The sequence below is a fragment of the Paraburkholderia sp. RL17-380-BIE-A genome, from assembly GCF_046028085.1.
Classification (GTDB): Bacteria; Pseudomonadota; Gammaproteobacteria; order Burkholderiales; family Burkholderiaceae; genus Paraburkholderia.
Window position 1 is genome coordinate 12,093 of the sequence record NZ_JARESQ010000007.1, and the last position, 16,287, is coordinate 28,379.

Sequence of the window (16,287 nt, forward strand, 5' to 3'; positions counted from 1 at the left end):
GTTGTTTTTAGCTGTTGGTGCGCCAGCGTTTTGCGTGGCGGCGAGCGTCGCCGGAAGATCGGGCGTGACGCTCGAACCGGGGCTGCGCCCAGTATTACTGAGCCGCGCCGCTTGCCGGCTTCACGGCGTTGGCCGCTGCCGCCGCGTCCGACGAAATCGACGGCGCCGGTGCGTTCTGGCTGTCGAAATCGTGCTTTTCCTTGATGGCGTTATAGAACAGCGTGGCGATCACCAGCAGTACCGCGACCACGATGAAGACAGCAATGCCAAAGGTCGGGTTCTTCTTGCGCGGCGGTTTGTTCATGAGGCGGGCTCGGTTCGCGAAGCAGTCGCGGATGATGGCTGGGAAGGCGGCATTCTACGCCCACTGAGCTTGCACGCGGCTTGCAATGGACGCAACGAACGAGCGAGCAGCGGGCTGGCAGTCAGCGCGGGCGCGCAAGGTTGCCGCGTAGCATCACCGGCCCCTGCGCGTTGCACGATTCGCTAAATGAACAAATGCAAACAACGGAAAAGCAACAACGCACCTGCGGCTTTTCGCCCTACCTCGCCATGGCGGGCCGCACCGGCAGCGCCGTCGAATATTTGATCTGCTCCATCGCGAAGCTCGAACTCACGTCATACAGCGGTACGGCCGCGATCAGCAGCTTGTAGACGCGGTCATAGTCGTCGATATCGGACACCACCACGCGCAACAGGTAATCGGTTTCGCCGCTCATCCGGTACACCTCCACGACCTCAGGAATATCCTGCACCGCACGCGTGAAGGTCTGCGCCCATTCCTCCGTGTGCTGATTGGTGCGTACCGCGACGAACACAGTCGTGCCCACCCCGAGCTTGCGCGCATCGCAAAGGGCAACCTGCGCGCGGATCACGCCCGCCTCCTTCAGACGCTGCAGCCGCTTCCAGCAAGGCGTTTGCGACAGATTCACGCGTTGCGCCAGTTCGGCGATCGGCATGGTCGCGTCCTCCTGCAGCAGTTCTAGCAGCTTCCGGTCGATGATATCCATTCCCACCATGACACCCCCATAGGAAATTATTCTACTTTTCAGATTCCAAGGGGAATTATATGGAAACTCTTTCTCCGGGCAAACCGGTATAAATATCGCTATCCGAAATTAACGATAAGCAGCCCGCGCCGCTGCCCAACGATCATGAGCCAAGAGTTTCAATCATCATCCCTGGAACGTGCCACCGTCCAACGTGTGCAACCTGCCGGTGCGATTCCGGCAGCGCCGCGCGAGCCTGCGGACCCGCCCTCGTGCGCCGGGCGCAACGCGCCGCTCGCGCGACTATGCGATAGCCTGGACGCGATGTTCGAAGCCTGCGCCCATTTCCCCGAACCGTCCGATTCAACCTTCTTTGCGCGCAGCATGCGGATTGCGCTCGCCCAGGCGGCGGCGAACCCCGACTTGCTCACGGCAGCGCAACGCGAAGGCTCGGTCGAGAAATACCGGCGTCATCTGTTGGCTGCGGATCCGCACGGCCGCTATGCGATCGCCGCGCTGGTGTGGCTGCCGCAGCAGGCGAGCCCCGTGCACGCGCATCACACGTGGTGCGGCTACGCGGTGGTGGATGGAGCGCTGAGCGAAACGATCTTCGAATGGAACGGCGCGCAGCACTGCGCGAGCGCCACACGGACCCAAGCGCGCAATCAGGGCGCCGTGTCGTTCGTGCGAGGTGGCCGCGGCGGGATTCATCAACTGGGCAATCGCAGCGCCGAGCCAGCGGTGTCGCTGCATATTTACGGCGTTGCGGGCGCGCAGATCGCGACGCACGTCAACGAGGTCTTGCGCGCGGCGCAGACATCGGCGCTGGCCTGAAACGACGTGTTACGGGTGCCTCGCACCCTCCGCTCGCTGAGTTGACGACCCGCCGCCCCATCTCACGCGCGAGTTCCAAACCCCGGGTCTCGCCGGCAATCCGCCCGCTCCGGAAATCGACTCGCGCCAAAGCCGATCCTGCCCGCTTCCGGTCGCGATCATGAGCGCCATCAACGCCATCAACTCTTCCCGCCCGCCTCGCCTGCCGTAGGAATCTGCGGCGGAATCGGCGCTGTCTGCCCGGTGGGCGGCGGCGCCGGCCGCGGTTCGTGCGAAACATCGCGCGCCACGGCGAGAGGCGCATGCGCGGTCCGCGCCGCCGCGGCCCCCGACAATGACGCCGCTGGCGCCTCCGCATGCCCATGCGGCGCCATCCCCGACACTTCGTCGTCCTGCAAAGGCTGACCTTCGCTATCCTTCGACGACGTATACACACGCATCTGCGGCACCGGAATCTCGATGCCCGCTTCGTCCATCTTGCGTTTGAGACGCAGATTGAAGGCTCGCGCCACGCTCCACTGCTGTAGCGGCCGCGTCTTGATCTGCCCTTTCACGACCATCCAGTTCGGATCGAAACGGTCCAGCCCCCACACTTCGATCGGCCCGAGCATCTCGCGACGGTAGCGGAAGTCGGCCATCAGATCGGCGCCGACTTCACGGATCAGTTGCGTGATTTCATCGACGTCGGTGGAGAACGACATGCGCACCTCGAACACCGCATACGCGAAATCGCGCGACAGGTTCTTGACGATCTTGATCTGCGAAAACGGAATCGCGTGAATCGCGCCTTGCCCGTCGCGCAGGCGCACCGTGCGGATCGACAGATGCTCGACCGTGCCCGCGTGGCCGCCGTCCACGTCGATCCAGTCGCCCACCGAAATCGTATCTTCGATGATGATGAACAGCCCCGTGATCAGGTCGGTCACGAGCGACTGCGCGCCGAAACCGATCGCAAGACCAATCACGCCGGCGCCCGCCAGCAGCGGCGTGACATTAATGCCGAGATTGGCCGCCGTCACGATGCCGGCGATCGTCATGATCGTGACGAGCAGCACGTTGCGCAGGAGCGGCAGCATCGTGCGGGCGCGCATGCTCGGCGCGCGCGCCTTGTTGCGCGGGCCACCCGGATTGAGCGCTTCAGTGATCGCGGTATCGACCAGAATCCACAGCAGCCAGGCGATGAACACGGTGGCGATGATCGCCGTCACCGCGTGCGCGATGCCACGCGCCGCGACGTTTTCCTCGACCACGGCGGCAAGCGAGACGCCCCATAAACGCGCCGCGAGTTCAAAGAAGAACAGCCAGACGAAGAGCGTCAGCAAGGTGCCGGAAAAACGCAGCAGGCGCGTGAGATAAGGCGAGCGGCGACGCGTGCGCGCGCTGCGCGGACGCGTCAGGCGCAACACGATGGCCGAGACGAAAAAGGCCAGCACCAGCAGCAGCGCGGTCACCACGGAAATCTGCAGCACGTTTTCGTTCGACCCCGAGCCGCCCAGCGTGGCGACCACCGACGCGGTGGCGAGCACCAGCACGGGCACGTGCCACAGCGCGGCGAGCACGTCGAAGGCGTCGGTCGCGGCTTTGTGATGGGTGCGCTGCTCGTAAGGCCGGTTGCGGATCAGGTGCGCGACCGGCCGGCGAAACGCGAGCGCGAAATAGCCGGTGAGGACCGCGGCCGTCATGTTGGCAGCGGTCGAAATCAGCGCGGCGAGGTTCGGTCCGAGCTGATGCGCGACGTCGTAATTGACGGCGGCGTCGCCGAGCGCGCCGCACACGCCGACCACGAACAGCACGCGCCGCGCGTGATCGATCAGCAGGCGCACCGCGATCCGCCGATGCCCCGAGCCGAACAGTGAAAACATGATCAGACAGATCGCGGAGAACACCGCGCCCGCCACGATCGCATACGCGACCACCATGCCGAGCGTGCGGCCGAGCGCATCGGGCATGGCGCGCACGAACAGCAGCGCGGCGAGAAAGGCGATGATCCACGGCCCGACACGGCGCAACGCGAAGATCAGCAGCTCGCGCGTGGTGGGATTCGGATTGAGCCCCATGACGATGCCGAAACGCCGGTACAGCCGGTGCTGCACATAGATCAGCGCGGCGGCGCACGCGCCCCAGCCCACCAGCATCGCGATCATCGAAAACAGAACGCGGCCGAAGCTCTCGTGCCCCTGCCCTGAAATGATCGTGTAGAGCTCGTTGCCGGCGGCGTTGAAGCGTCCGCCCCAATAGCGGACCGGCGTGCGGCCCTGATGCACGTCGGATTCGAACGATGCAATGCCCGACGCGATCGCGCCGAGCAAACCGGGGCTCGGTTGCGCCGGTGCGGCCGGCGCGACGTTTTGCGACACGTCGCGCAGCTTTTTGAGCTGGGCGACGAGCGCGCTGCGCTGCCGGTCGTTGTCGAGCGTGGAGATCACACTGTCGAGCGAGCGCGTCAGTTCCGCCTGGCTCGCCGGCGAGGGTGCGGACGCCGCCTCAGCCGCCGAGGCGCCGGAAGCGGGGGACGCGCTCACCGTCGCGCTGTTGATCAGGCTCTGCAAAGCCGGGATGACCGGCGCGCCGGTGGCGGCGCCAGCCGCGACAGCCGCCGTGGGCATCCAGCCGACGCACAGAATCAGCGCGACGCAGGCCGCGGCCAGCCAGGCGCCGAGCCAAGCCGCGAGCCGCGGGCGCACGCCGCGGCGGACATCGCGCCCGCTACGGCCAGAAGAAAAGTGAACGGCGGCGTGGGTCGCCGGCTGCCCGCCGTTGAACGGCGCAGCCTCGGACTCACGCCGCAACGGGCATGACTGCATGGCAATCCGTAGGAAAACGGGAGACGCCAGTGTAGCCGCAGTTTCGCGAGGAGCAACCTGACATGCGTAACCGAATGTTAGGACGCTTGCGCGGACTTCATGCGGCGAGCACCGCGCGCGCCCTGTTCAACCTCGCTCAGGCCTCATTTCCGGCTCATTTCACCCTCAATAGGCAACCGTCGCGATCTGACGGACGAATTGGCCCTGCTCGAGTTCATCGACGAAGGCAATCGCGTAATCTTCCGCGGAAATGCGGCTATTGCCCTCGGCGTCGGCGATCAGCGTGTTCGCACCCGTGCGGAATTTGCCTGTGCGCTCGCCCGGCGCGATCAGCGCGGCCGGCGCGAAGAAAGTCCAGTCGAGGTCGGTGACGCCACGGTAGTACTCGAACGCCTCGCGGTGCGCGAGCGCGATCGCCTTGTAGGCGTCCGGGAAGCCTTCCGTATCGACCAGTTGCTTGCCCGGCGCGACCTCCAGCGAACCCGCGCCGCCCACCACGACGAGTCGCTTCAGGCCCGCCGCGCGCACCCCTTCGACGAGCGCACGCGTCGCCTTGCCAAGCGCCGCAAGATCGTCCTGCGGCGGCGCATAGGCGCTCGCCACCACGTCGTGACCGCGCACCACGGCGCTCACGCTCGCGGCGTCGAGCAGATCGGCTTGCGCCGCTTTCAGATTCGCCACGTCGGCCGGCACGCGCGCCGGATTGCGCGCCAGCGCTGTTACCTGATGCCCGCGGCGAGCGGCTTCCGCAGCGACCCGCGAACCGATCATGCCGGTGGCGCCGAACAACGCGATCTTCAACTGTTTGCTCATTTTCACTGCTCCTGTCATTAACATATATGTAACCGCATTGATTACATATAACGAGGAAAAAAGAGGGGCATGAGCCCCCGTTTGTCTACAGACGCGCGCTTCGAATAACCGATACGCGCCCTTCCGTTCTGCTTTACTGCCAAATCACCCGTGCGAGCGCCGCTTGCGTTCGCGTAGCTTCTCGGCCCGCACTACGTCGGCGGTGGCGTCGGCCAGCGTGCGCGCGCCGAGCGAGGCCTCCATGGCCTGTTGCGCTTCGTCGATGATGCCGCGCAGCACACCCTGAATGTTGCGCCCGACCATGCACGCCGGATTCGGCTCCTCGCGATGCAGCGCGAACAACTGCGCGTCGTCCACCGCACGATACACCTCGAGCAAGGTGATCTGTTCGGGCGCCCGCGCAAGCAGCGCGCCGCCGCCCGCGCCAAGCTGTGACGTGGTCAGGCCCGCCTCCGCCAGCATGGTGAGAAGCCGCCGGATCAGCGCGGGATTCGTGTTGACGCTGCCCGCGATCATTTCCGAAGAAAGCGGCACGCCCTCCTGCAACGACAGCAGCGCGAGCACATGCACCGCAAATGCAAACCGGCTACTCGTGTTCACAGCAAATCCGCCCGGCGACGACAATGTGTAACCATGGTAATTACATTTAATCCGGCTGTCAAATGCCCTTGTCGTGCGGCCGGCATGTCACTTGTCCATCTGTTTTTGGGCATCGCCCGATTCGCCCGATGAGGTCGAAGCCGCCGCATTCGCCGACGACGCCGAGCTTTGCGCCGACCACTCCTGCAGCTTGCGCCCCGCCGATTCGAGGCTCTGGCCGGTCAGCGAAGCAGCCTTGCCGAGTTGCGCATTGGTCGCGCTCGCGGCGCTTTGCAGGTTGGCTTGCGCGGTCGACGCAAGCGCGTTGGGATCGATGTTGATGGACGGCGCGGAGGCCGATTCGAGGTTCTGCTGCGCGGCGGACCTGGTCGCGTCGACCTGCTGGCCGACATAGCTGGCCGCCTGATCGAGCTTCTGACCGGCAACCTGGGCGGCGTCGTTGAGCTTGCCGGCGACCTGGCCCGCGGACGCGTCGTTCTTCTGACAGGCGGCGAGGCCGCCGAATACGACGGCCACGAACGCCGCACGGCGCAGCAAGGATGATCGGATAGATAAAGTCATGTTTGAGTATGAGCCGCGTCGAGCGGCTTCCGCATGCGAAAACGCGCCAATGATACGCCGTTGCGCTGCACCCGCTCCTCAACGAGCATCTGGAAGCCCGCTCGTTCGAAGCTGCGGCGCGCGCCCTCGTCATAGTGAGGTGCGGCAAGCCCGGTGACCGCGGCGCGAAATAACATGGCGAGCGGCGCCGCATCCCCGGCGCGAAAGGTGTGCCATTCGAACATGTGCATTGCGTGATCCGTCGCGGTTCTGTCAAACGTAGTGGAGTAGACTGCTTGAGCTTATACGAGCGTCAAATGAGCATTCGCTGTGTTCCGTTGATCAATTGGAGGCATACGATGGCGGCAAAGAAGATTCTGTTTCTGACCGGCGACTTCGCCGAGGATTACGAAACGATGGTGCCGTTTCAGGCGCTGCAGGCAGTCGGCCACGTGGTCGACGCGGTCTGCCCGAACAAGAAGGCGGGTGACCGGATCAAGACCGCGATTCACGATTTCGAAGGCGATCAAACCTATACCGAAAAACCCGGCCATCAATTCACGCTCAACGCCACCTTCGACGACGCCGATCCGCGCCAATACGACGCGCTCGCGATCGCGGGCGGCCGCGCGCCGGAATATCTCAGGTTGAATCACAAGGTGATCGAAGTCGTGCGGCAATTTGCCGAAGCGGGCAAGCCGATCGCCGCGATCTGCCATGCCGCGCAACTGCTGGCCGCCGCCGACGTGATCCGCGGCAAGCGCATTTCGGCCTATCCGGCCTGTGCACCCGAAGTGAAAATGGCGGGCGGCGAATACGCCGACATTCCGGTCGACGCTGCGATTACGGACGCCAATTTCGTCACTGCGCCGGCATGGCCCGCGCATCCCGAGTGGCTGCGCCAATTCCTCGTGCTGCTCGGCACCCGCATCGAACTTTGATCTTTTTGCCTGATCCACCGGCGAGCGCGCCGCCGCTTCGGCAACCCGCGCTCGCTAAAACTCCCCGCATTTGAGACTCGTCCGATAGTTTGCAACGAAAGGCTTTCCTATAGTCGCCGGCTGACTTGGGAGTGTTTTTCGATGGAACTGATCGACTGGATCGTCATTCTCGCCGTCGTGTTGATGGCAATTGCCTTTTTCTGCGGACGCACGCCCGCCAACTGGTCGCGGGAAAATCGCGCGCGGCGCCTCGCAGGTATGCGCATGCTGGTTCAGGCCGCGTGTTCGGTATGGGCTGCGCTGCTGATCGTCGCGCGCGGCCTCTTTGCGCTGGACGGCCTGCCGGGCTTGCGGGCCACGCCCATGCAGGTCATGGCCAGTTCCGCCGTGCTCATCGCCTGCGGCTGCTACTGGTCGATTCGCGGCAGCCAGTTGCTCAAACCGCGCCGTCTCTTTACCGCCTGACGGCTATGGCGCACTGACGCCGGGTTCGGCATCCGCGGTATGCGCGGCAGGGCCGCCGCCGCTTGCGTTGCCCCTTCCACTTCCGCTCTTTCGTTCAAGAGCTTCCAGGCCCGTGCGGCCATGGCGAACGGCGTGAACACTGCCCGCCGCCGGCGACCCGTGCGTACCGGCAGCCAATTGGGCGATCCGCACCTCAGCCTCAGGCAACGACAGATAGAACGTCGTGCCCGCCCCTTCTTTCGATTCCGCCCACACGCGTCCGCCATGCCGCTCCACCACGCGGCGCACGAGCGCGAGGCCGATGCCCTCGCCCGCCGCCACATTGCCGTGCAGCCGCTGAAACGCATTGAATAGCCGCGGCAACGCAACCGCCGGAATGCCCAGACCGTTGTCCCTCACATAGAAGATCCGTAGCGAGTGCACGCCCGGCGGCGGCGGCGTGGTACCGATCTCGATTCTGCCCTCACGCGACGGATCCAGATAGTTCACCGCGTTGCCAATCAGGTTCGCGAACACCTGCTCAAGCGCGGTCGGGTCGCCCCATACCGCGGGCAATTCGTGCACGTCGACATGAGCGTGCCGAGCCCGGATCGAGCCTTGCATCGCGTCGATCACGCGCGGCACGATATCGCGCACCTCAACCTTCTGCTGCCGGTACTCCACCCGGCCGACGCGCGACAACCGCAACAGCGCGTCGATGATATGCGAGGCGCGCAGCACCGCCGTCTGCAGATAGTGCAATGCTTCGCCGATATCCTCATCGACCACCCGTTCGATGCGCTGTCGCGTCTCGACCGTAAGCGACGACTCGCGCACCGCGACGCGCAGTTCGTCGCACGCGCGGATCAGCTCCTTCGAAAAGCCTTGCAGGTTCACGAGCGGCGCACGCAGATCGTGCGACACGCTGTAAATGAACATTTCGTTTTCCTGGGTCTGCTGGCGCAAGGTCTCGTTGATCCGCGCAAGCTCGCTGGTGCGGCGCGCCAGGTCCGCCCGGAAGCGCGCCTGGATGCGCTCGGCTTCGAGCAGGCGACGGCTGGTCTCGTGCAAGGTCAGATCGAGGCGCGCGATTTCATCGCCGCCGGGGCCGATCGGCGCCAGCGGCTCATTGCCCGCGAGGCGCCCGGCGTTGTCGGCGAGGAGCGCGAGCCGGCCACGGACGCCGCGCGTGAACAACCAGACAGCCAGCGCGACGAATAGCAGCGAGCCGAACACGGCGGCGACCACCAACGTCTGCTGCCGCTCGCGCGCGGCGTCGGCGGCATTGGAACGCAGCGTGTCGAGACGGCGCTCTTCGGCCTGGAACGCGGCGAGCTGCTGACGAAAGCGGTCGAGCACATCGGTCGAGGCGAGGTCGCGGAATCGCGTCAGGACGTCGCGCTGCCGGCCCGAATGCAGCATGTCCTGAATGCGATCGGACCATTGCCGGTAGCCTTGCACCGACTGACGCACCTGAACCACGCGTTCGACCTGCGCAGGGTTGTCCGCGACCAGTTCGGCCAGCTGATCGATACGCCGGTCCACATCCATCCACACCGTCACGGGGGTGGCGAAGCGGGTGTCGTTGGCGAGCACCGCGCCACGCAGCGCCACGGACTCGCCCAGCACCGGATCGAGAATCGCGGTGGTCTGCCGCAGCACGTCTTCGCTATGGATGGCCCAGCGTTCCGCCTGAGCCGCATCCGACTGCGCCTTGACCAACCCGGACAGGAGCGCCAGTTCAAAGACAGCCGGAATTGCGATCAGCAACAGGCCTTTAGTGGTCAGTCTCATGCATGCGCATTGGAGGTCGGTGGCCGGCAGATCATGCTCGGGGACGGCACATTATGTCGGCGATTGCGTGGGAAAACAAAGAGGGCACGCCATTGGCCGCCCATTCGCCGGCGGGTGGCGTCGAACGGAGCAATGAGTGCCGATTAATCGTCAGCATTTTGAATTAAACGTAAATCAAATCGAATATTTCGCCCCTATTTGGGTCGACCAGCCCGTAATCGAAACGTCATGCACATTTATTGTGCTGTTACGCGCCACTCGATTGTGCAGACCCATTCTGATGATAGTGGACGAAACCCGCGCAGAATCCCATTCCGGTGCCGAATTGCACTGGTTCGATGCGGCTCGGCACAAATTTGGCCCGCTTCTTGCATCCATTGCCCGCTTTTTTGGCATAAGCAGGACATATCGATGGAAAGTCTGAAAACGGGCACCGATACCCTCTTTCTTTTGCTCGGCGCCGCCATGGTGCTGGCGATGCATGCAGGGTTCGCCTTTCTCGAACTCGGTACCGTGCGCAAGAAGAATCAGGTCAATGCGCTGGTCAAGATTCTGGTGGATTTCTCGGTCTCGACGATCGCGTACTTCTTTATCGGCTACACGATTGCATACGGCGTGCAGTTTTTCGGCAGCGCCGAATCGCTGGCGGCGCACAACGGCTATGCACTGGTGCGCTTCTTCTTCCTGCTGACCTTCGCCGCCGCGATTCCGGCGATCGTGTCGGGCGGCATCGCCGAACGCTCGAAATTCAATCCGCAACTGTTCGCGACGTTCGTGCTGGTCGGCTTCATCTATCCGTTCTTCGAAGGGATTGCCTGGAATGGCCGCTTCGGCGTCCAGAACTGGCTGGTCCAGGTGTTCGGCGCGCAGTTCCACGACTTCGCCGGTTCGGTCGTCGTGCATGCGTTCGGCGGTTGGGTCGCCCTGCCGGCTGTGCTATTGCTAGGCGCGCGCCACGGCCGCTACCACCGCGACGGCGGCATCGCCGCGCATCCGCCGTCGAATATTCCGTTCCTCGCGCTGGGTGCCTGGGTGCTGGCGGTGGGCTGGTTCGGCTTTAACGTGATGAGCGCGCAGACCATCGACAAGATCAGCGGCCTCGTCGCCGTCAATTCGCTGATGGCGATGGTCGGCGGCACGCTGACCGCGTGGCTCGCCGGCCGCAACGACCCCGGCTTCACCTATAACGGCCCGCTTGCCGGACTGGTGGCGGTCTGCGCCGGCTCCGACATCATGCATCCGCTCGGCGCCCTGGTGACGGGTGGCATCGCCGGCGTGCTGTTTGTCTACATGTTCACCTGCGTGCAGAACCGCTGGCGTATCGACGACGTGCTGGGCGTATGGCCCTTGCACGGTCTGTGCGGCGCGTGGGGCGGGCTCGCGGCGGGCATTTTCGGCCTGCGCGCGCTCGGCGGCATGGGTGGCGTGTCGTTCGGTGCGCAACTGGTCGGCACTCTGGGCGGGATCGTGGTGGCGACGCTCGGCGGCACGCTCGTATATGGCGCGATCCGTCTGACCGTGGGCCTGCGACTCGATCAGGAAGACGAGTACAACGGCGCCGATCTGTCGATCCACAAGATTTCGGCGACGTCCGAGTAAGCACGCTTCAACGGCCGTCTTGCCGCGCGCAAGCGCACTGGCGGCGCTGCATCCGGCGCTTGCGCGTTGTCAGCGGGCGCGCCGGATTCGAGCGCCGGGCGCGGGCCAGCCTGCTTCCGCGCGCCGGCACCGAACTGTCCCCACATGAACTGGCGGTGTTAGACTTCTGCGCTGGAGATGGCATTCTCCATTAACCGCCCCTGTGGCTGATGATGCCTGCTTCGCCCGGATGATTGCGGACGCGGCGTCGCGCGCCACACTCAGCCCGGTTTGTCGACACTCCGGTTTTGTCAGGCCTCCCCATGTATTGGTCCATTCTCGCTGTCGGTATCGGCGGCGCGCTCGGTTCGCTATTTCGCTGGTTTCTTGGCATCCGCCTGAACGGCCTCTTCAGTGGCTTGCCGCTCGGCACCTTCGCCGCCAACGTCATTGCAGGGTATGTCATCGGCGTCGCCGTCGCGGGGTTCGCGCGGGCGCCGCAGATCGCGCCGGAATGGCGGCTCTTTGTCATCACCGGCTTGATGGGCGGCCTGTCGACCTTCTCGACTTTTTCAGCAGAGGTCGTGCAGCGGCTGCAGGACGGCCGGCTCGGCTGGGCCGCGGGCGAGATCGTGATTCACGTGGGTGCGTCGCTCGTCATGACCATTCTCGGCATCGCGACCGTGTCGTTGCTGTCACGCTGAAAGCGCGGCGGGCGGCTGCCGCCGGCGCGCCTGCCGCTCACGCGTTGGTCATCAGGCGTGTCCCTGCCGTCGCGACACGACGCGATTCCTGCCCGCGCGTTTTGCCGTGTACAACGCACGGTCGGCGCGCTCGAGCGCGATGTTGATGTCGTCGGTCAACTCCACGCCGCATACACCGGACGAAAACGAGTAGCCGATCGAAATCTCCGCGCCGATCGCCACGCGCCGCCCGGTCAAACTGCAGCGGATTCGCTCGACCGCCGCCACAGCTTCGTCAACAGAGGTGCCCGGAAACACCATCAGGAATTCCTCCCCGCCGATCCGGCCGATCAGATCCGACTGCCGCATCGCCTTGCGGCTCAGCTCGGCGAAGTCGCGCAACACGGCGTCGCCGGCAGCGTGCCCGTAGGTGTCGTTGATACTCTTGAAATGGTCGAGGTCGACCAGCGCGAGCGTAAGCGGCACGGTGGCATGCACGAACGCCGAAATCGCCAGCTCCAGATACGATAACGCGTGCCGCCGGTTGGCGAGGCCCGTCAACGCGTCGGTGCGCGCCTCCTGAATGGCGCGGTCGCGTGACGCGATCAACGCCTGTTCGCCGTGGCGCAAGGTCGAAATTTCCGTGCCGATCACGACGAGCCAGCCGGACTCGAGCAGCGTCTCGGTCATCCAGTACCAGCGCCCGTCCACGAGATCGGTGGCGAAATTGCGCTGACCCGGCTGGCCGCGCCGCCCCGCCTGCGTTTCGGCGATGAACTCCAGCGCATCGCCGCGATCGATGCGTGCGCCGCACTGTTTGAGCACGCCGTGCAGAATGACGTCGGCGAAGGTCATATCGCGTCCGCCTTCGTCGATCTGAAACGCGGTCCTGAACGTACTGTTTGCAAAGTCGAGCCGATCGGCCGGATCGTACACGCCCACGAGGACATGCGGACCCTCGAGCGCTCCGAAGAGCGCCTGCAAACCGGCAGCGTTGCCGGGAAGGTCCAGGATCGATTTCATGTCTCGTATTTTGTGCGCAATTTAGGAAAAAATAGCACGATACATACCGCGTTCGAATGGAAGTTTCGCTGCGTCAGTCTGATGATTGCGGGTTGCGTCGTATGAATAGCCACGCATGATTCACGCATCGCGTCGCGGAACGCGGGATCGCGCGCGAGAGACCACTCGACGAAAAAGTCGAAAAAAAAGGCGTCACGTTTCCGTGACGCCTTAAAAAGTTCTAGCCATTCCGAGGGCCGTGCTAGAACCTGAGAGACGGTATTCGAAAGTTTGGCCTGCGATGCGGCGCCGTTAAGGTGCACGACATGGACTGTTGCGGAGGACTATGAGAAGACACTCGACCAGACTTTGCGCGGGCCACGGCAGGTTCAGAAAACTTCAAAATACTGAACCTGAAACCGTCTTTCGAAATAGGATTCCATTTTTTATGGTTATGCTGACTAAGTCAAGCAAAATATAAAGGACATCAGTCGTTGCGGCAAAATGTTCCGATACAATAAATCTTCTGATGGAAAGCATATCCATGCCCCACTTCGGGGCCTGCGGCGGCACTGAGAGAGACAGCCTCCAGTAAGGCTGGGGGCAGAAAACTGAAATAAAGTTCCAAAAAATTTCCATGACCCAACCCACCCCCTTGCGAACCGCAGCTGATCCGGCCAAAGAAAAAGACGGCTCCGGCGAGGAAGTGACCGCCCTCGCACGTGGCCTGACGGTGCTGCGCGCTGTGGCCGCTGCCGACGCGCCGCTTAGCAACCGCGAGCTGACCGAAATGACCGGCATTCCCAAGCCCACCGTTTCGCGAATCACCGCGACGCTGGTCGGCGCGGGTTTCCTGTTCCGCTTGCCCGATAGCGAGCGTTTCGTGCTGACCTCGTCCGTACTGGAGTTGAGCAACGGTTTTCTGCGCAACTTCGACATTCGCGCTCGCGCGCGGCCGTTCCTGATCGAACTCGCGGAACGCACTGCGTTGTCCGTGCATCTGGCCGTGCGCGACCGCCTCGACATGGTGGTGATCGACGCGATCCGGCCGCGCTCGGCGGTGCTGGTGTCGCGTCTCGAGATCGGCTCGCGCATGAATCTGAGCCGCACCGCCATCGGCCGTGCCTATCTCGCCGCGCTCGAAGCGCCGGAACGGGAAAAATTGCTGATCGGCTTGCAAGCCGCGGAAGGCGACGATTGGGGCCATGTCGGCAGCCGGCTTGAGAGCGCGTTGCAGGAAACCATCGAGCGCGGCTTCGCCATCGCCACCGGCGAATGGTACGACGGCCTGAACGCGATCGCGCTGGGCTTTACCGGCCCCTCGGGCGAACGCTACGCGGTCAACTGCGGCGGCTCGGCCGACCAGTGCCCGCGCGACTGGCTGATCACGCGCGCCGCCCCCGCGCTGCTCGAGTGCGTGGCCAACATCGTGCTCGAAATCGGCGGCACACCCGGGCGCCGCCTCGATACCTGAAGCGGTCAACGGCTCGCCGGTCGGCGGCCATGGCCATGGCAACCCATCCTGTAACCTTCGTAATCAAAAGAAAAATACGCGGGTGGACTGTTACAGAGCCCGCGACGTAGGATCATGCCTTCCCGTCGCGGGACACACGCCCGGCTTGCCGTCTTCCTTTTGAACGACGTTGCGCCCGCCTGCCAGGATGCCGCCTTGCGTTAGCATCCTTGTCCCGCGCCTCCGGTAGCATCGCGCTGAACGCGCGCGGTGCAGCCGTTGTCGAAACCGCCTGCCGCGCCACTCGCATGCCGGTCCGCCGAACTGTCGAAACGGCAGGAACGCGCGAGCGGCTCACATCCAAGCCAGTCACCTGACCGAACCGATGGACGAACAACAAAAGCATTCGGAAACCACACGCCCCATCCCTCCGGCTTCCCAACCGACCTCCCGCGGCGGCCCGGCCGGCACACCGACCAGCGCGCCCGGCATGGTGAAGCGGCACCGCGGCCGCAATCTCGCGCTGATCGTCGCGGCGCTCGTCATACTCGGGTTCGTGCTGTGGCGCTGGCATCCGTGGGGCGGCCCCGGCGGCGGCGCAAGCGGCGCGTCCGGCGCCAGCGCGGCGAGCGGCGGACGGCCCGGCCGCGGCGGTCCCGGCGGCATGGCCAATATGGCGCAACCCGTTCATGTGGCGACCGCCACGCAGGGCGAGATGCCGGTGGTGCTGACCGCCCTCGGCACGGTCACGCCGCTTGCCAACGTCACCGTGCTGCCGCAGCTGAGCGGGACGCTGCAGGACGTGTATTTCAAGGAAGGCCAGATGGTCAAGAAGGGCGACGTGCTGGCCCAGATCGACCCGCGCCCCTATCAGATCTCGCTCGATAACGCGCAAGGCACGCTCGCGCGCGACGAGGCGCTGCTGCAAACCGCCCGCCTCGACCTGAAGCGTTATCAGACGCTGCTCTCGCAAGACTCCATTGCCAGCCAGCAGGTCGATACGCAGGCGTCGCTCGTGCGGCAATACGAAGGCACGGTGAAGTCCGACAAGGCCAATATCGATACCTACAAGCTCGACCTCATCTACGCGCGCATCACCGCGCCCGTGTCGGGACGCGTCGGTCTGCGCCAGGTCGATCCGGGCAACTACGTGACGCCGAGCCTGACCAACGGCATCGTCGTGATCACGCAGTTGCAGCCGATCAGCGTGATTTTCACCACCTCCGAAGACAATCTGCAACAAATCATCCAGCAGACCCAGGCGGGCGCCAAGCTCTCGGTCACCGCGTATGACCGCAGCAACACCACCTCGCTCGAAGGCGGCATGCTCGAAACGCTGGACAACCAGATCGACACCACCACCGGCACGGTCAAGCTGCGCGCGATCTTCCAGAACAGCAAGAACCTGCTGTTCCCGAATCAGTTCGTGAATACGCGGCTGCTGGTCGACACGATCAAGGACGCCGTGATCGTGCCGACGCCGGCCGTGCTCAACGGCTCGATGGGACCGTTCGTGTACGTCGTGAAGGCGGACAACACCGTCACCGTGCGGCCGGTCAAGGTCGGCCCCGTGGATGGCGAGCGCACCAGTATCAAATCCGGACTGGCGGTGGGCGAGCGCGTCGTGATCGACGGCTCGGACCGCCTGAAGGAAGGCGCGAAAATCACGATTCCGGCGGACAAGCCTCGCGGCGCTTCAGGTGCTTCGGGCGCCTCGGGTGCGCGCGGCGCGGCCGCGGCCTCGGGCGCCTCGGGCGCGCACGGGCATCATGGCAAACACGCGGCGCAAGCCTCGCAATAAAGGCACGGCAC

At 64.4% G+C, this 16,287-nt stretch carries 16 protein-coding genes and 1 riboswitch; of the genes, 7 read left to right on the forward strand and 9 right to left on the reverse strand.

Translation table 11 applies throughout. The annotated features are described in order from the left end of the window. Positions 1-94 precede the first annotated feature (94 nt). Both P0D68_RS13620 and P0D68_RS13625 read right to left on the reverse strand, forming a co-directional pair. The gene (locus tag P0D68_RS13620) at positions 95-304 is read right to left on the reverse strand and encodes a hypothetical protein (RefSeq protein ID WP_408296992.1); all 210 of its coding nucleotides are present in this window, start codon (positions 302-304) and stop codon (positions 95-97) included. A gap of 238 nt (positions 305-542) precedes the next feature. Continuing rightward, the gene (locus P0D68_RS13625) at positions 543-1,016 is read right to left on the reverse strand and encodes an Lrp/AsnC family transcriptional regulator (RefSeq protein ID WP_408297018.1); all 474 of its coding nucleotides are present in this window, start codon (positions 1,014-1,016) and stop codon (positions 543-545) included. A gap of 138 nt (positions 1,017-1,154) precedes the next feature. Between P0D68_RS13625 and P0D68_RS13630 the strand changes: the two genes are divergently transcribed. Further along, a complete protein-coding gene (locus tag P0D68_RS13630; protein ID WP_408296990.1) occupies positions 1,155-1,823 on the forward strand; it encodes a cysteine dioxygenase family protein in 669 nt (222 codons plus the stop codon). A 179-nt stretch (positions 1,824-2,002) separates the two neighbouring features. Here P0D68_RS13630 and P0D68_RS13635 read toward each other — a convergent pair whose 3' ends face one another. The 5 genes from P0D68_RS13635 to P0D68_RS13655 form a co-directional block, all read right to left on the reverse strand. Then, on the reverse strand, positions 2,003-4,627 hold the full coding sequence (locus P0D68_RS13635; RefSeq protein ID WP_408296988.1) for a mechanosensitive ion channel domain-containing protein: 2,625 nt from the start codon (positions 4,625-4,627) through the stop codon (positions 2,003-2,005). A 165-nt stretch (positions 4,628-4,792) separates the two neighbouring features. Further along, a complete protein-coding gene (locus P0D68_RS13640; protein WP_408296986.1) occupies positions 4,793-5,440 on the reverse strand; it encodes an NAD(P)-dependent oxidoreductase in 648 nt (215 codons plus the stop codon). A gap of 144 nt (positions 5,441-5,584) precedes the next feature. Then, on the reverse strand, positions 5,585-6,040 hold the full coding sequence (locus P0D68_RS13645; RefSeq protein WP_408186824.1) for an Rrf2 family transcriptional regulator: 456 nt from the start codon (positions 6,038-6,040) through the stop codon (positions 5,585-5,587). Positions 6,041-6,127: 87 nt separating this feature from the next. Beyond that, on the reverse strand, positions 6,128-6,601 hold the full coding sequence (locus P0D68_RS13650) for a BCAL1086 family glycoprotein (RefSeq protein ID WP_408186825.1): 474 nt from the start codon (positions 6,599-6,601) through the stop codon (positions 6,128-6,130). Continuing rightward, positions 6,598-6,831: a hypothetical protein gene (locus P0D68_RS13655; RefSeq protein WP_286161950.1), complete on the reverse strand. Its 234-nt coding sequence runs from the start codon at positions 6,829-6,831 to the stop codon at positions 6,598-6,600. Before P0D68_RS13655 ends, P0D68_RS13650 begins: the two co-directional genes overlap by 4 nt. Positions 6,832-6,939: 108 nt before the next feature. On the opposite strand from P0D68_RS13655, the gene P0D68_RS13660 reads away from it, so the two are divergent. Together P0D68_RS13660 and P0D68_RS13665 are read left to right on the forward strand one after the other, a co-directional pair. Next, positions 6,940-7,521 carry a DJ-1/PfpI family protein gene (locus P0D68_RS13660; RefSeq protein ID WP_091794967.1) on the forward strand — a complete coding sequence of 194 codons (582 nt, stop codon included), beginning with the start codon at positions 6,940-6,942 and terminating at the stop codon, positions 7,519-7,521. Between the two features lie 141 nt (positions 7,522-7,662). Further along, positions 7,663-7,986: a hypothetical protein gene (locus P0D68_RS13665; protein ID WP_091794970.1), complete on the forward strand. Its 324-nt coding sequence runs from the start codon at positions 7,663-7,665 to the stop codon at positions 7,984-7,986. A gap of 3 nt (positions 7,987-7,989) precedes the next feature. Here the strand turns inward: P0D68_RS13665 and P0D68_RS13670 are convergent, their stop codons facing one another. Beyond that, the gene (locus P0D68_RS13670; protein ID WP_408296983.1) at positions 7,990-9,759 is read right to left on the reverse strand and encodes a sensor histidine kinase; all 1,770 of its coding nucleotides are present in this window, start codon (positions 9,757-9,759) and stop codon (positions 7,990-7,992) included. A gap of 411 nt (positions 9,760-10,170) precedes the next feature. On the opposite strand from P0D68_RS13670, the gene P0D68_RS13675 reads away from it, so the two are divergent. After that, the gene (locus P0D68_RS13675) at positions 10,171-11,358 is read left to right on the forward strand and encodes an ammonium transporter (protein ID WP_091794976.1); all 1,188 of its coding nucleotides are present in this window, start codon (positions 10,171-10,173) and stop codon (positions 11,356-11,358) included. A gap of 164 nt (positions 11,359-11,522) precedes the next feature. After that, a riboswitch (Fluoride riboswitch) is annotated at positions 11,523-11,584 on the forward strand. 76 nt (positions 11,585-11,660) lie between these two features. Next, a complete protein-coding gene (gene crcB / locus P0D68_RS13680) occupies positions 11,661-12,041 on the forward strand; it encodes a fluoride efflux transporter CrcB (RefSeq protein WP_038456463.1) in 381 nt (126 codons plus the stop codon). A gap of 51 nt (positions 12,042-12,092) precedes the next feature. Here the strand turns inward: crcB and P0D68_RS13685 are convergent, their stop codons facing one another. Next, a complete protein-coding gene (locus P0D68_RS13685; protein ID WP_091794979.1) occupies positions 12,093-13,043 on the reverse strand; it encodes a GGDEF domain-containing protein in 951 nt (316 codons plus the stop codon). 616 nt (positions 13,044-13,659) lie between these two features. Between P0D68_RS13685 and P0D68_RS13690 the strand changes: the two genes are divergently transcribed. Both P0D68_RS13690 and P0D68_RS13695 read left to right on the forward strand, forming a co-directional pair. Next, positions 13,660-14,496: an IclR family transcriptional regulator gene (locus P0D68_RS13690; protein ID WP_408186830.1), complete on the forward strand. Its 837-nt coding sequence runs from the start codon at positions 13,660-13,662 to the stop codon at positions 14,494-14,496. A gap of 364 nt (positions 14,497-14,860) precedes the next feature. Beyond that, positions 14,861-16,276 carry an MdtA/MuxA family multidrug efflux RND transporter periplasmic adaptor subunit gene (locus P0D68_RS13695; RefSeq protein WP_408296980.1) on the forward strand — a complete coding sequence of 472 codons (1,416 nt, stop codon included), beginning with the start codon at positions 14,861-14,863 and terminating at the stop codon, positions 16,274-16,276. Positions 16,277-16,287 lie beyond the last annotated feature (11 nt).

What these genes read in the sequence shown, in the direction of transcription:
- P0D68_RS13675 (WP_091794976.1), top strand. Translation starts at nt 10,171, where the DNA reads ATGGAAAGTCTGAAAACGGGCACCGATACCCTCTTTCTTTTGCTCGGC.
- P0D68_RS13635 (WP_408296988.1), bottom strand. Translation starts at nt 4,627, where the DNA reads ATGCAGTCATGCCCGTTGCGGCGTGAGTCCGAGGCTGCGCCGTTCAAC.
- P0D68_RS13695 (WP_408296980.1), top strand. Translation starts at nt 14,861, where the DNA reads ATGGACGAACAACAAAAGCATTCGGAAACCACACGCCCCATCCCTCCG.
- P0D68_RS13665 (WP_091794970.1), top strand. Translation starts at nt 7,663, where the DNA reads ATGGAACTGATCGACTGGATCGTCATTCTCGCCGTCGTGTTGATGGCA.
- P0D68_RS13670 (WP_408296983.1), bottom strand. Translation starts at nt 9,759, where the DNA reads ATGAGACTGACCACTAAAGGCCTGTTGCTGATCGCAATTCCGGCTGTC.
- P0D68_RS13620 (WP_408296992.1), bottom strand. Translation starts at nt 304, where the DNA reads ATGAACAAACCGCCGCGCAAGAAGAACCCGACCTTTGGCATTGCTGTC.
- P0D68_RS13640 (WP_408296986.1), bottom strand. Translation starts at nt 5,440, where the DNA reads ATGAGCAAACAGTTGAAGATCGCGTTGTTCGGCGCCACCGGCATGATC.
- crcB (WP_038456463.1), top strand. Translation starts at nt 11,661, where the DNA reads ATGTATTGGTCCATTCTCGCTGTCGGTATCGGCGGCGCGCTCGGTTCG.
- P0D68_RS13660 (WP_091794967.1), top strand. Translation starts at nt 6,940, where the DNA reads ATGGCGGCAAAGAAGATTCTGTTTCTGACCGGCGACTTCGCCGAGGAT.
- P0D68_RS13650 (WP_408186825.1), bottom strand. Translation starts at nt 6,601, where the DNA reads ATGACTTTATCTATCCGATCATCCTTGCTGCGCCGTGCGGCGTTCGTG.
- P0D68_RS13690 (WP_408186830.1), top strand. Translation starts at nt 13,660, where the DNA reads ATGACCCAACCCACCCCCTTGCGAACCGCAGCTGATCCGGCCAAAGAA.
- P0D68_RS13685 (WP_091794979.1), bottom strand. Translation starts at nt 13,043, where the DNA reads ATGAAATCGATCCTGGACCTTCCCGGCAACGCTGCCGGTTTGCAGGCG.
- P0D68_RS13630 (WP_408296990.1), top strand. Translation starts at nt 1,155, where the DNA reads ATGAGCCAAGAGTTTCAATCATCATCCCTGGAACGTGCCACCGTCCAA.
- P0D68_RS13655 (WP_286161950.1), bottom strand. Translation starts at nt 6,831, where the DNA reads ATGCACATGTTCGAATGGCACACCTTTCGCGCCGGGGATGCGGCGCCG.